12 protein-coding genes are annotated in these 14430 nt (G+C 63.5%); 6 read left to right on the top strand and 6 right to left on the bottom strand.

The window, feature by feature from the left end; genetic code table 11:
• Nucleotides 1-129: 129 nt before the first annotated feature.
• The 4 genes from VHD36_20610 to hpnC form a co-directional block, all read right to left on the bottom strand.
• Complete coding sequence (locus tag VHD36_20610) at nucleotides 130-381, bottom strand: hypothetical protein (protein HVU89744.1); 252 nt, start codon at nucleotides 379-381, stop codon at nucleotides 130-132.
• A gap of 272 nt (nucleotides 382-653) precedes the next feature.
• The gene (gene hpnE / locus VHD36_20605; GenBank protein ID HVU89743.1) at nucleotides 654-2123 is read right to left on the bottom strand and encodes a hydroxysqualene dehydroxylase HpnE; all 1470 of its coding nucleotides are present in this window, start codon (nucleotides 2121-2123) and stop codon (nucleotides 654-656) included.
• The gene (locus VHD36_20600) at nucleotides 2120-3013 is read right to left on the bottom strand and encodes a phytoene/squalene synthase family protein (protein ID HVU89742.1); all 894 of its coding nucleotides are present in this window, start codon (nucleotides 3011-3013) and stop codon (nucleotides 2120-2122) included. Before VHD36_20600 ends, hpnE begins: the two co-directional genes overlap by 4 nt.
• Nucleotides 3010-3975, bottom strand: a complete 966-nt coding sequence (gene hpnC, locus VHD36_20595) for a squalene synthase HpnC (GenBank protein HVU89741.1) — start codon at nucleotides 3973-3975, stop codon at nucleotides 3010-3012. Before hpnC ends, VHD36_20600 begins: the two co-directional genes overlap by 4 nt.
• Nucleotides 3976-4116: 141 nt before the next feature.
• Here hpnC and ispH point away from each other — a divergent pair, with 141 nt between their 5' ends.
• Entirely contained in the window at nucleotides 4117-5076 is a 960-nt protein-coding gene (gene ispH / locus VHD36_20590; protein ID HVU89740.1) for a 4-hydroxy-3-methylbut-2-enyl diphosphate reductase, read from the top strand.
• A gap of 109 nt (nucleotides 5077-5185) precedes the next feature.
• Complete coding sequence (locus tag VHD36_20585) at nucleotides 5186-6241, top strand: enolase C-terminal domain-like protein (GenBank protein HVU89739.1); 1056 nt, start codon at nucleotides 5186-5188, stop codon at nucleotides 6239-6241.
• Nucleotides 6242-6274: 33 nt separating this feature from the next.
• Here VHD36_20585 and trpE read toward each other — a convergent pair whose 3' ends face one another.
• Nucleotides 6275-7795 (bottom strand): anthranilate synthase component I, encoded by a 1521-nt coding sequence (trpE, locus tag VHD36_20580; protein ID HVU89738.1) that lies wholly within the window; start codon nucleotides 7793-7795, stop codon nucleotides 6275-6277.
• Between the two features lie 534 nt (nucleotides 7796-8329).
• Here trpE and VHD36_20575 point away from each other — a divergent pair.
• From VHD36_20575 to VHD36_20560, 4 genes are all read left to right on the top strand, one after another.
• The gene (locus tag VHD36_20575; GenBank protein HVU89737.1) at nucleotides 8330-8830 is read left to right on the top strand and encodes a UvrB/UvrC motif-containing protein; all 501 of its coding nucleotides are present in this window, start codon (nucleotides 8330-8332) and stop codon (nucleotides 8828-8830) included.
• Between the two features lie 114 nt (nucleotides 8831-8944).
• Nucleotides 8945-10027, top strand: a complete 1083-nt coding sequence (locus VHD36_20570) for a protein arginine kinase (protein HVU89736.1) — start codon at nucleotides 8945-8947, stop codon at nucleotides 10025-10027.
• A gap of 334 nt (nucleotides 10028-10361) precedes the next feature.
• Nucleotides 10362-11105 carry a 1-(5-phosphoribosyl)-5-[(5-phosphoribosylamino)methylideneamino]imidazole-4-carboxamide isomerase gene (gene hisA, locus VHD36_20565; GenBank protein HVU89735.1) on the top strand — a complete coding sequence of 248 codons (744 nt, stop codon included), beginning with the start codon at nucleotides 10362-10364 and terminating at the stop codon, nucleotides 11103-11105.
• Nucleotides 11106-11215: 110 nt separating this feature from the next.
• Entirely contained in the window at nucleotides 11216-13315 is a 2100-nt protein-coding gene (locus tag VHD36_20560; GenBank protein ID HVU89734.1) for an elongation factor G, read from the top strand.
• A gap of 69 nt (nucleotides 13316-13384) precedes the next feature.
• Here the strand turns inward: VHD36_20560 and VHD36_20555 are convergent, their stop codons facing one another.
• Nucleotides 13385-13747 carry an ASCH domain-containing protein gene (locus tag VHD36_20555; protein HVU89733.1) on the bottom strand — a complete coding sequence of 121 codons (363 nt, stop codon included), beginning with the start codon at nucleotides 13745-13747 and terminating at the stop codon, nucleotides 13385-13387.
• Nucleotides 13748-14430 lie beyond the last annotated feature (683 nt).

Raw genomic sequence — 14430 nt, 5'->3', positions numbered from 1 at the left:
TTACCTGACGGCTTCTGCGGGCGTCGTTCCTAAGAACACCGCCCTGCATTCGTAATGAATATCAAAAGGTGCGGCAGAGGTCGGCTGCTCGCTCGGCCTCTACCGCGATACAAGTCGCCGCTTGGCCGGCTACTTGTTTTGACGCGCGGGTTGCGACTGGCCCCTTTGCTGCTGCTGCGGCTGCTTCTCTTGTCCCTCGCTGCCGCAGTGCTGGCCCGTTTCGACCTTGCCCAGATCGGGGTCGCGACCCTGGTTGTACTTATGCTGGCCCATGGCTTCGTTGGGATTGCTCCGAATGAATTCCTGGCCCTTCTTTTCCTTCTGGCCCTTTGTGCCTTGGCCAGTTTGTTGCTTCTGAGTTTCCTTCGACTTCGTTCCCATGATCCTCTCCTTCGTCGAGCTGTTCCGTCCCGTCGCTTTCATTGTGTTGCACCTTCCATGCCAAGAAGACGGGCGTTCGCAAAACAACCCGCATGGCCTTGCGAGACGCGAGTTGCGCGTCCACCTGGAGCGGCCACGGACCAGCTGGCGATCAAAGCGCGCCACGGACGCCCCCCGGCCCGAGTACGAAGGTCCGGGAAGACACGAATTCGCTGACCGCGTGGGGGCCATCCCGACCGCCGCATTGCCGCCGAATCATCGCGACTGGGAAGCTAGGAGGTTTCGCGACGACCGGTGATAAGTCGCGCGAGCCACGTTTGTGGCAGATCGGGTACCAGCAACGGAACTTCGCGCCCAAACTGTCGTAGCACCGCTTCGGCGGCCAGGTAGCCGCTGCGGACCGCGCCTTCCATCGTCGAAGGCCAGCCGGTTTTCGTCCAATCGCCTGCTAGATAAAGCCCCGCGCTGCTGGTCGCCTGCGATGGGCGCAAATCCTCGATGCCGGGCCGGACCGAGAACACGGCGAATGGATCGGCCACCAGTTTCCAGCGCAAAAGCCTGGCATCGCGGGCCGCGGGAAAGACATCGCGCAACTCAGCGCAGATTTCGGCAACGACCTCGCCGCGTTCGCGCCGGTCGATATGATGCGAGGCGCTGATGACCACCTGATAGTAATGCTCGCCGGCGGCATGACCGGCTTCCATATCGGTGCGACGAAAGAGCCATTGGCTGAGCATGTCGACCAGGGCCGCGTGTTCGAGCGTCGTAATCGGCCGATCGAACCACAGATGAACGCCGGCGATCGGCGCCGCGTTGATCCGATCAAGCCCTGCCAGCTCGGGCAGGGCCGCCAGCGGCGGCGCGAGGATCGACGTCACACGCTGCCACGGCACGGCTACGATCACGGCGTCAAACGGTCGCCGCCCTTGGGGTGTGCCGAGGCTCAGGGAGCTACTATCGGATTGTTGTTCGATCCGCTCGACGGCCGTGCCCAGCCGTAGTTCGACGCCCGCTCCGTGCAACCACTGGGTCAACCGTCCGTCGTACAGTTCGCTCAGCGACACGCGCGGCACGAGCAGTTCATAGGCGCTTTTGTTGCCAAGATAAGCGTCGAGAAAGACCTTTTGCGCGTGCAGCATTGACGCGCGATCGACCGCCTCGCCCAGCGCACTGACGAGGACCGCGCCCCAGAATCGCTCGATGGCGCGAGGCGACTGACCATGCGCTCTTAGCCACGCGGCGACCGTCTGCCCGGCCAGGCTGGCCGGCTTGGCGCGCGCGAGCTGCAGCATCGCGCGGCCGATGCCCAGGCGTTCTTTCCAAGAGAGAAAGTGCAGCTTCAAGAGGGCCGGGGCGAGGTGCAGCGGGGCGGGCAACCAGCGCGCGGCGCTCAACCGCGACGAGCGTCCATCGCGCGTGAACAATTGCAGCACGCGATCGGGCCGAAACAGGTCCTCGGTGCCGGTGCGCCGGCAGAGGTCGGCCAGGTTCGTACAGCAGCCCATGCTGATGTGCTGGCAGTAATCGACCGATTCGCCGGTCGCGGCATCGGCAAACGAGGCGGCGCGCCCGCCAAGGCGCCGCCGCGCTTCGAAGAGCTCGACTTCCAACGGCCGCCCATCGATCGATTGTCGGGCCAGTCCCACGGCGGCAGCCAGACCCGCCAACCCCCCGCCCACGATGGCGATCCGGCGCGGCCGCGCCGCCGTACGTCCGGCCGATATCGATTCGGCCGCGCTCATCCGTGACGCGCCTTTGCCGCCACGCGCGCTTCAGGCGAACTGGACCGGCCGACGAGCGACGTCGCCGCGATCCAGGCCTTGCGCCAGGGGCTGAGTCGCACACGGGTTGTGAAGACGTCACCGTCGCGGCGTTTGATTTCGCGCAGCAGGCCGCGATAGATACTGGTCATCGCCCGCAACGCGGCGCGGCTGTCACGCGATAACAGCGGTTCGAGCGCCGCGCCGGCACGATAATACTCCTCCGCGCGAGCAAGCTGGAAATCCATCAACTCGCGAAATGACGAGTCTTGCTCGCCGGCCGCCAACTGCTCGGGCGTATATCCGAAGCGGCGCAGATCTTCTCGTGGCAAATACAGCCGGCCACGCTCGGCGTCTTCCTTCAAGTCGCGCAGGATGTTCGTCAACTGAAAGGCCACGCCCAGCCGCCGCGCCGGTTCAAGCGCCGCCGGGTCGTTGAATCCCCAAATGTGGATGCAGGCCAGGCCTACGACCGAAGCCACGTGGTAGCAGTAGTTCTCGAGATCGGTGAACGTTTCGTATTCACGGCCGTCGAGGTCCATCTCGACGCCGGTGATGCAATCATACAAATACTCGTGCGGGATATCGTGGCTTTCGATCGTGTGGACCAGGGCCGGCCAAATCGGCGAGTCGCTGGCCCCGGCGAGCGCGCCGGTCAATTCGCGTCGCCAGGCGGCCAGCGCGTCGCGGCGTTCCTCCAGCGGCCGGTCGCTGTCGCCCAAATCATCGGTGGCGCGCAAAAACGTGTAGAGAGCGCACATCGCGCGGCGTTTAGCGCGCGGCAATACCAGGAAGGAATAGTAAAAATTGCCGGCCGCGCGCCGAGCAATGCTTTGGCAATGCGCGTAACTGCTGGCGAGATCCGCGGTCATGCTTGCCTCGCACAGCTTTCGATCGGCGCCGAGCCCGCATTCGGGCTTCCGGCGAACAGATTCCGCCACACGGCGCCACCGAGCAGCCGCGCTTTGCCGAGGCGCGAGATTTTCGGCCGCTTGTGCCACACGTCGTAGTCGACGGCGCGAATCCGTTCGAGAATCGCCAGGCCGCCGTGCGCGAACAGCCATACATCGCCACGCAAGCCGCGCGGCATGAGGTCCACCAGCGGCAGCCCTTGACGCAGATACGTCGCGGCCCGCTCGACCTCGCTTGCCATGAGGCGCCGGAAATTATCGTTGGCCGCGTGCCGTGCGAAATCGTCTTCGGAGTAGCCGAAGCGGCGGCACTCGGCTTGCGGCAGATAGACGCGGCCGCGCTGCCAGTCGCCCGCCACGTCCTGGCAGAAATTGGCCAGTTGCAGGCCGGTGCAGATCGAGTCGGCCAGGGCGCCGCGCCCTTCGTCGTGGGCCTGCGCCAGAAAGAGCACCAGCCGGCCGACCGGGTTGGCCGAGTAGCGACAATAGGCCAGCACGTCGTCGGGCCTTTCGTAGCGATGAACGCTTTGATCCTGGCGAAAAGCTACAAGCAAATCGGCGAACGGCGCGATCGGAATCGAGAATTCCTGGATCGTCTGGCGAAGCGCTACGAACACCGGATGCCGCGCGCTACCGGCATAGCAATCCCTTAGTTCGGCCTCCCACCAGTCGAGTAATTCCTCGCTGTGTTTGGCGTCACCGATCTCGTCGGCCAGGTCGTCCGACCACCGGCAATAGGCATACACCGCGTGAAAGTGCGGACGCAGCGCGCGCGGCAACAGCAAGCTGGCGACGTGAAAATTCTCGTAATGTCGGGTGGCCAGCTCGCGACAATAATCCCGACTTTCGGCGAGCGACGCAGCCGCGCGCGAGCTCGCCGGCCCGTACCTGTCGAGATCCACTTGAAACGGCATGCTGGCCATGGTGTTAATCGTCGCGCGACATGACGGTGAACATTCGGGGAGCCGCGAGGGGCGATTGCCGAGGACGCGCATCACCACACGAAGCCGCCTATTCGGCCGCGGGGGCATCCATTATGATAAGGTTCCCTCAAGAGGCCAACCATGCGAATCATTCTGGCCGCTCCGCGCGGCTTCTGTGCCGGCGTCAACATGGCGATCGAAAGCCTCGAGCTGGCGATCAAAGTGTACGGCACGCCGATCTACGTCTATCACGAGATCGTACACAACAAATACGTTGTCGAGCGGTTTCGCCGGGAGGGCGCCGTCTTCGTCGATTACCTCGAAGAAGTGCCTGAAGGGGCCACGCTCCTCTATTCGGCGCACGGGGTTTCGCCCGAGATACGCCGCGTGGCCGAAGAGCGTCGTTTGCGCACGATCGACGCCACTTGCCCGCTGGTCACCAAGGTTCACCTGGAAGCGATTCGCTACGCCCGCGAGGGGTACACGATTCTGCTGATTGGCCATGAAGGGCACGACGAAGTCATCGGCACGATGGGCGAAGCGCCGGAATCGATGCTGCTGGTCGAGACTCCCGAAGATGTGGATCGACTGGAAGTGCCCAATCCCGAACGGTTGGCTTACCTGACGCAAACCACGCTGTCGGTCGACGATGCGAATCGAATCATCGAGCGGCTGCGGGCTCGCTTCCCGCACATCGCCAACCCGCCGAAGGAAGACATCTGCTACGCCACGCAGAATCGGCAAGAGGCGGTCAAGCTGTTGTCGCATGACGCCAACCTGGTGCTGGTGCTAGGCAGTCAGAACAGCTCGAACAGCCAGCGGCTGGCGGAGCTGGCGCGCGAAAGCGGCGTGCCCGCTTACCTGATCGACGGATCGGCGGATATCGATCTGGCCTGGTTCCAGGGAAACGAAACGGTGTTGATTACCGCCGGCGCAAGCGCCCCCGAGCTGGTCGTCGAAGACTGCGTGGAGTTCCTGCGCAAGCGATTCGGCGCCACGGTCGAGACGAGCACGGTTCGCGAGGAGGAAGTGTACTTTCCCTTGCCGCGCGAATTGCGAACGCTCTTGGCCAGCGGCAACGTCTCGCACGCTGGTGGTTAGCGTCGCACCCGCGCCCGTTGGCCGGTAGCGCGGGGCGTCTCTGTTCTGAAGAACGTTCGCGCGGCAATGTCCCAAACCTGTCGGGGCGTGCAATCGCCTGGCGGCCGCCATGAAGATCGCGGACCTCGATTTCTATCTGCTCGACCCGCACACGGCACGTCACGAGCCGACGAATTCGGCCGAACACTCCTTGCTGCTGCGATTGACCACCGCCACGGGCCAGGAGGGCTGGGGCGAAGCGCGCGTGCCTTGGCGCGCCAGCGAGCTCGCGCCGCGGCGCGAGCGGATCTTGCCGGTGCTGGCCGGCCATACGGTCGCCGATATCGAAGAACTGCTGGCGATCGATGCGATTGTGCCCTCGGGTTTGCAAGCGGCTGTCGAAATGGCTTGCTGGGATCTGATGGCCCGCAGCGCGCGGCTTCCTCTTTACAAGATGTGGGGGGGTGAATATCGCCCGCGCGTACCGTTGGGCGTGCGATTGCCGGTGGCGGCGCTTGAGCGCACGGTGGAGTTGTCGCGTGACCTGGCGGCCCGCGGCTTTTACACGCAGGCGATCACGGCCACCGGAGATGTCGAGGACGACGTGGCGCTGGTCGCGGCCGTGCGTCAGGCGGTACCGCCGCGCGTGCAATTGCGTCTCGACGCGGCCGGTCGCTTTGCGGCAGTCACGGCGCGCGAACTATGTCGCCGGCTGGAACGCATTGGCTTGCAATTCATTATCGATCCGCTCGAAACCGGCATGGATGGGCTGCCGGCGCTTGTGCGACAAACGACGGTGCCTGTCGCCGTTTCGGCCCCGGTTCGCTCGCCGGCGGACGTGCTCGCCTTGGCGCGTTGCGGAGTCCCCTTGCACGTCCTGGTCGATATTGGGGTCGTCGGTGGGCTGTGGCCGGCGCGAAAATGCGCGATCGTAGGCGCCGCGGCGCAGTTGCCCGTCTCACTGCGCGGCGGAGCGGGGCTCGGCGTAGCGCTCGCCGGCGTGTTGCACCTGGCCGCGGCGACGCCCAATCTGGGGCTGGCCCACGAATGCGCCGCGTACCAACTGCACGAGAGCGTGCTGCGCGACCCGTTGGTCATTCTTGACGGGACGATCTCCGTGCCGCAGGCGCCCGGCCTGGGGGTGGACGTGGATCGCGCCCGCGCCGAGGCGTACCAGGCAGCGTGATCGTCGCATCGCCTCCCGCCCTCGCCACGGCAATCAGGTCGCACGCATCCGATCTTCGGTGATTTCGATCGCCTTCAAGAGCCCGCGGGCCTTATTGAGCGTTTCCTGATACTCGGCCGCCGGCACGCTGTCCGCCACGAGGCCCGCGCCGGCCTGGACGTACGCGTTTCCGTTTTGGACCACCAAGGTGCGCAGCGCGATGCAGGTATCCATGTTGCCGTTGAAGTCGAAATATCCCACCGCGCCCGCGTAGGGACCGCGACGGTGCGGTTCGAGCTCGTCGATGATTTGCATCGCCCGCACCTTCGGGGCGCCGGAGACGGTGCCGGCCGGTAGGCAGGCGCGCAAAGCGTCGAAGGCATCGCGGCCGGGCGATAACTGCCCCGTGACGTTCGACGTAATGTGCATGACGTGGCTGTAGCGCTCGACGGTCATGACGTCCGACAGTTCGACCGAGCCATAGCGGGCAACCCGGCCGACGTCGTTGCGCCCCAGGTCCACGAGCATGACATGCTCGGCCCGTTCTTTGGGATCGGCCAGCAGCTCTTCGGCCAGGCGCCGGTCCTCTTCCTCACTCGCGCCGCGGGGGCGCGTGCCGGCCAGCGGCCGAACGGTTACTTCACCGTCCATGCAGCGAACCAGGATTTCCGGTGAGCTGCCGACCAGCGTCACCTGAGGCGTGCGCAGGTAGAACATGAACGGGCTGGGGTTCACGACGCGCAGCGTGCGATAGATTTCGAACGGATGGGCCGTGATCTTTGTCTTCAAGCGCTGGCTGAGGACGACCTGGAAAATGTCGCCGGCGCGGATGTACTCCAAACAGCGTTCGACGGCGGCCTCGAACGCCTCGCGCGTGAAATTCGATTCGACCATGATGCGCGGCTCGCCACGCGTAGCAATATCGACGGGCCGCGGATCGGCTCCGGGCGTGGCTAGTTGCTCGACCAGCGAGTCGACGCGCCGACACGCATCGTCATAGGCAGCTTTCAGGTCGGCCGGCGAACGACGGTCGTCGTCGAGCCGGGCCATCGCCACGATGGTCATGGTCTTGGTGATGTTGTCGAAGACCAGCATGTGGTCGTAGAAAGCGAAGACCAAATCGGGCAGCCCGCGGTCGTCGGGGGGCGCATTCGGCAGATTCTCGACGTAGCGCACCGCGTCATAGCCCGCGTACCCCACCGCCCCGCTGCAAAACGGGGGCAGATCGGCGAGCGTTGCCGAGCGCCAGCGATTGACTTGCTTCTTGAGATCCTCGAGCGGATCCGGCGAGCGGAATTTCTCACTGCGCGGCGTCGGGCCGGTGAGATTCGTGATCGTCACGTCGTTGCCGCGGGCCTCGAATTCGAGAAACGGTCCTGCCGCCACGAAGCTGTAACGGCCGACGCGTTCGCCACCTACGACGCTCTCGAACAGGCAGGCGCCGCGGCCGGCATCAACGCGCCGACAGGCGGTGACCGGGGTCAGCATATCGCTGAGCAGACGACGATAGACCGGAACGAGATGCACCCCTGCCGAGAGGCGACAGAACGTATCGAAATCGGGGAAGTGTCCCATCCGAGTCTGTTGTTCTCCACGCGATTGGAATCGACTGCGAACAGCACGTTGACGCATCAGGATAGGAAACCGGCGTCGCGCGCCAGGTTCGCGATCGGCGAGGATTGCCGCCGATCGCGGAAACGGGGATCGTCCTTCGAGGTCCGTTCGCGCGCTTGAGCTTAGCAACGGGCGAAAATAGGGACAACCGAAGCCGGGTGGTGGCCAGGAGAACTGCAAAGTCTGTAGCCGGGGTCTGTGACCCTGGAAGCGGCACGCGGAATCCCGGCCCTCACCGAGGCCGGCTACAGAAGATACGCGCGCAGAATCTCAACTTTGCAGTTCTCCTGGGGTGGTGGCGTCGCTGACGTTCAGGCGGCAAACATAAATGCGGGCCGTTTGTTGCCGGTTCGATCCCGCCCAAACCGGTCGGCATTGACACCCTAGGGGGCACTGTTAGAATCCCTTGGGCAGCAAACGACCACACTCTAAACTGCTACGCGGCAAGTAATTGGGCGTCGTGACGCCGGCCTTGCCAGGGCAGATTCGACAGCTATGAAGTGTCAGCGTTGCGATAAGCCGGCGACGTTCCATATCACCGAGTTGACCGGTGGCAAGCCGCAGGAATTGCACCTGTGCGAGCAGCACGCTCGCAGCTACCTGACCGAATCGGAGCCCGAGCAGGGGAGCGGTCAGAGCCTGGCCGGGGCGCTGGCGCAACATCTGGCCGTGGGTCAGACCGCCGAGGAATTGGCGCGGCTGGATCAGCAGGCTTGCCCGATCTGCGGGATTACGTTCTTCGAGTTTCGCAAGGAGGGCCGTCTGGGCTGCCCGCACGATTATATTTGCTTCCAGAAGGAGTTGGAGCCGCTGATCCTGAATATTCACGGCGAGTCGCGGCACATCGGCAAGCGTCCGCAGCGGACGCAGGGGAATACCGATCGGCAAACCGACCTGATTCGCCTCCGCCGAGAGATGAAAGAGGCGGTGCAGAGCGAGGATTACGAGCGGGCGTCGCAGTTGCGGGACGAGATTCGCCAGATCGAGCAATCGTGAGTCGCAGCTTCGGATGAATTCCGTTCGCTGCGGAGAGCGTGTGCCAGAGTGAGCAGCCACGTGTGAGCGCGCGGAACGGTACGAGCAAGTCCTCAGCAGTCGGATTAAGCGAACGTGGATTTTACGAACCTGGCACGTACTAGCGGCGAATGGCTACGGGGCGCTGGTCCCGAGGCCGACATCGTCATGAGCAGCCGCATCCGCCTGGCGCGCAATTTGGCGGATTACCCGTTCATCAGTCGTGCCAATGCCGCGGACCGCGCCGAGATCGAGCGCGTGCTGCGCGAGCGGGTCACCGGCATCGACGAGCTCGGCGCGATGACGTTCGTCGACGTCAATAAGTTGCCGGCGCTCGACCGGCAATTGCTCGTCGAGCGGCAATTGATCAGCCGCGAGCATTCCGAAGCCGAAGGTCCGCGCGGCGTCGTCATTGCCGAGAACGAACAGACCAGCCTGATGATCAATGAAGAGGATCACCTGCGCATCCAGGTGATTCAAAGCGGATTGAACCTGCAGAACGCCTGGGAGACGATCAACCGCATCGACGACCTGGTCGAAAAACAGGTCACCTACGCTTTCAACGAAAACCTGGGCTACCTCACGGCCTGTCCCACCAATGTCGGCACCGGCATGCGCGTGAGCGTGATGCTGCACCTGCCGGCCCTGGTCATCACGCGGCAGATTGACAAGCTGTTCCGCTCGCTGCAAAAGATCAGCCTTGCCGTGCGGGGACTGTACGGCGAAGGCTCGCAGGCCATGGGCGACTTCTACCAGATCAGCAACCAGATCACGCTCGGTCGCAGTGAGCCAGATCTCGTCAAGCAGGTGGGTGACGTCATTCCCACGATCATCGACTACGAGCGCAAAGCGCGCGACTTCTTGGTGCGCGAAAGTCACGAGAACTTGCACGATCGGGTCAGCCGGGCCTATGGCATCCTGCGCACGGCGCAAACCATCAGCTCTGAAGAAACCATGCACTTGCTCTCCAGCGTCCGCATGGGAGTAAACCTGGGGCTGATCCACGACTTGGAAATCCCCACCGTCAACAAGCTCTTCATCTATACGCAGCCGGCCCACCTGCAAAAGATCACCGGCGGCGAACTCGACACGGCCGACCGGAACATCGAGCGGGCTCGCTACCTGCGCCACCTGCTCAATAAAGAAGAACGCAGCGGCGACGGCGTCAGCCAGAACTAGCCCTCTTCGGCGAGGGCAGGGCAGGCCCTTCGAGGAATTCGACGCCGATTTCCGTGCGTCGCGCCCTGAGCTCCGCGATGGGTGACCTGCGCGTCATCATTCATCCTGAGGCCGAGGCTAATATCGCATCGACCTACACCTGGATCGCGGAACGCTCGCATTTCTTAGCCGCCATTCTGTGGGGCGCGGCTCTGCAACCACATGCTTATTCCGCCGGTGGCGGAAAAAGCATGGCGCAGCTCGCAACGTACGGCCGACTATTGCTTGTCGTTTTTTTCTGTGCGATATTTGAACGGTCCTTTCGATCTTCTCTTGCGCGCGGGATTCAAGCGGTATGCAGATCTGGCCGGCTATTGACTTGCGCGGAGGCAAATGCGTTCGCCTTCAACAAGGGGACTACGACCGCGAAACGGTCTTCGGCGACGATCCCGCTGCCATGGCCCGGCACTGGGTGGCCGAAGGCGCGCAATGCCTGCACCTGGTCGATCTCGATGGCGCGCGTGACGGGCGGCCCACGAATCTGCCCGCCATCGAAGCCATCCTGGCCGCGGTGGACGTGCCCTGCGAAGTGGGCGGAGGCATCCGCGACGAGCAAACCGTCAGGCAGTTGCTCGACGCGGGCCTGTCGCGCCTGGTAATCGGCACGCGGGCCCTGGCCGAGCCCCAGTGGTTTCGCCAACTGGCGCGCGAAGTGCCCGGCCGGCTGGTGCTGGGGATCGACGCGCGCGACGGGCAGGTGGCCACCGACGGCTGGCTGCGCACCAGTGGCGTGCAAGCCACGGAGCTGGCGCGCGATTTCTCGAACGAGCCCTTGGCCGCGATCATCTATACCGACATCGCGACAGACGGCATGCTGTGCGGCCCGAACCTGACGGCCATGCGCGAGATGCAGGCCGCCACGCGGCTGCCGGTCATCGCTTCAGGCGGCATTCACGCGGCGGACGACGTGCGCCAATTGGCCGAGCTTGGGCTGGCGGGCTGCATTATCGGCCGCGCCCTCTACGATAAAAAATTCACGCTGCGCGAAGCTCTCGCCGCCGCCGAAGGAGGAAGCCGACAAGCAGATCAGCTGGTGTAAGAGGCTGTTTACAAATCGAGACAAAGGCCGGCGGCGGCGAAATGCCGCGGCGCCGCCTCTCATTTCTCGATCGAGCACGCAATCACGCATCAAGCCCAGAGGATGGTTTCATGGCTCAGCACAAAGTCGAGGACATCCGCAACATTGCTTTTTGTGGGCACGGCTCGGCCGGCAAGACGACGCTGGCTGACACGCTGCTCGCCAAAACCGGGGCCATCAACCATCCGGCCAGCGTCGAGGCCGGCACCAGCATCTGCGACTTCGACGAGGAAGAGAAGCACCACAAGTACACGGTCGAATCGAGCCTGGTGCACTTCAACCACGCCGGCAAATACTTCAACGTCATCGATACGCCGGGCTACCCCGACTTCATCGGCCAAACTCTCGCGGCCCTCCGCGGCGTCGACAACGCCTGCATCTTCGTCAACGCCCACTCAGGGATCGAGGTCAACACCCGCCGCGTGTTTCAAGAGGCGGGCAAGGCCGGCCTGGGGCGGATCATCGTCGTCAGCAAAATGGACTCGGAGAATATCGAGTTCGACAAGCTGCTCAAGAACATCCGCGCCCTGTTCGGTACGGCCTGCGTGCCGCTGAACGTGCCGATCGGCAGCGGGCACGACTTCAAAGGCGTGGTCAGCACGCTGAACGTACCGGCCGACACCAAGGGGGCCCTGGTCGACCCGGCGGCGATCAACGAATCGCTGATCGAGTCGATTATCGAAGTCGACGAAGCCGTTACGGAGCGTTACTTCGAAGGCACGCCCCCCACGCCGGAAGAGATCAGCCGGCTGATCGTCGACGCCGTGGCCGCAGGCAGCCTGATTCCGATCGTGTGCGTGGCCGGGAAGCCCGGCATTGGCGTGCCCGAATTCCTCGATGCGCTGGCTCTCTGCTCTGTGCCCCCCAACAAAATTCCGCACAAGGCAAACAAGACGGATGGCAGCGAGGTCGAGATCAAACCCGACCCGGCCGCACCGCTGGTGGCGCAGGTCTTCAAGACGCGCATCGATCCGTTCGTGCAACGGCTGAGCTATATGCGCATCTATTCGGGCACGCTGAAGAAGGACGAAACGGTCCATGCCTCGACGGCACGCAAGCCGGTCAAACTGCACCAGTTGTTGCGCGTGCAAGGCTCGACGACCGAGCCATTGGACGTGGCCGGGCCCGGCGATATCGTGGCCGTGGCCAAGTGCGAGGACCTGCACACCGGCACCTGCCTGGGCGATCTCACGCTGCCGCCCATGCAGTTCCCCACGCCCATGGTGGGGCTGGCCGTCACGCCGAAAACGCGCGGCGACGAAGGCAAGCTCTCCGGCGCCCTGCACAAGATCGTCGAAGAAGATTCGACCCTGCGCCTCGCTCCTGACCCGCAGACGCACGAGCTGGTGATGACCGGCATGAGCGAGTTGCACTTGCAGCTATTGCGCGAGCGGCTCAAACGGCGTGACAAGGTCGAAGTCGACGTCAAGGAGCCGAAGATCCCCTATCGCGAGACGATCCAGGCCAACGCCGAAGGAAGTTACCGGCACAAGAAGCAATCGGGCGGCCGCGGCCAATTCGGCGAAGTACACATCCGCATGTATCCCTTGCCCGAGGGGACCAAGATCGAGGAATTCGCCACGAAGGCGCGTTTTCCCTCGATGCGCGAATTCCACTACGATCAAGGGCACAATTTCTTGTGGGTCGATTCGATCGTCGGCGGCACGATTCCCAACAACTTCCTGCCGGCCGTGGAAAAGGGGTTCAAAGAACGCCTCGAACGGGGCGTGATCGCGGGCTTCAAGGTGCAGAACGTGGCGGTTGAGGTCCACTTCGGCAAGCACCATCCGGTCGATAGCTCGGAAGCAGCGTTCAAGACGGCGGGCTCGATGGCCTTCCGCAATGTGTTCCGCGAAGCGCGGCCGTCGCTGTTGGAACCGATCGTCAAGGTACACATCACGGTGCCCGGCGAAAAGCTGGGGGATATCAACAGCGATATGTCAGGCCGGCGCGGCCGGGTATTGGGCATGGACTCGGCCGGCGGGGATCTGCAGACCGTCACCGCCGAGGTCCCGCTCTCCGAGGTCACGACCTACGCCCGCAGCCTTTCGAGCATGACCGGCGGGCAAGGAAGCTACACGATGGAGTTCAGCCACTACGACGTCGTGCCACCGCACGCCCAGAAGGAAATCATCGAAAAGGCCGTGCTGCACGAAGAGGAAGAAGCGTGAGCGCCGAAGTGAGGAACGATGAGTGCTGAGTGATGAGCGAAAGGGAAATTCCCGGCTTTGGATTGACGCTCAAGCCGTCATATCGCTCATCACTTCGCGCTCATCACTCATCACTTCTTCTGCGGCGTGCTCCTTCGAAACCGTGTGAAAGATCACCCGGTAGGCTCGGTAGCCGGCCGTTAGCTGCTCTTCATAAAGTTGCGTAATCTCGCTGCGCAATAGCGCGACGTTTTCGAAGCCGTCACGGCGGGCATCCTCGTCCGTCAGCTCGTCGAGGTCGACTTCATCGACCGTATCGACCTGGATGTAGCCGGCCCCGGGGATGTAGCTGCGCTGCCCCGGCCGCATGCGGCGATGCTTCCACAGCCGGACGGTTTGCGTTTTTTCGCCGGCGCGAATGGCCGGCAGGAATTTCTTCTTGAATAAAAGCACGTTCCTCTCCCATGGCCGACGGTTTGGCGCAAACGGGCGATTCGTGACGTGGCACGCTACTGGGCGAATGCGAATGACGTGCGGTGCGAGCTTCGTAGCGTAGCGGCGCGCGGCCGGGGCCGTCAATGATGGGAATCGGCCGGTGGTGTCTTAAGTTTGTGGTGCTGGGGGCTGATCCTTCCGCAACTTTTGGGGTGGGGTCCAGTCGCAGAGTTGGGCATCGGCTTCGGTGTAATGGTTGTCGAGATTTATTCCACACCACGGGCAATGAGTCAGGAACGTTTGCGTTTCTAGCACAATCCGAAGTGGGCTCTTCGGAATCAATCGAGCATCGCCCGCATGCTCAAGTGCTCGAAACACCATGAGTGCCCGGATAAGGCCGTCGCTGCTCTGGCAAACGAAGATTGACATTCCCTGCTGGTAGCCGCGAGCAACCTCCCGCTGTAATCGTTCGCAGCACCATTTGCGCCGGGTCACCGAACCCTTCTGGAGTTGAAACCATCGTCGGCGGGTGGGCGGGGCTTGTTCGCTCATTGGTAGACCTCAGGCGCGGTGGCGCGCCGGCTCCGTTTCCTGAGGTCCCCTTTCAAACCGGACGTGCGGATTTCCCGCATCCGGCTTACCGATGGTCTTCTCATGCGACATGCGCGCCTCCAGGATACCGTATCGTGCCCAGCAACGCC

The sequence above is a fragment of the Pirellulales bacterium genome (assembly GCA_035546535.1).
Classification (GTDB): Bacteria; Planctomycetota; Planctomycetia; order Pirellulales; family JACPPG01; genus JACPPG01.
This window is presented reverse-complemented; position numbering and strand designations above follow the sequence as displayed.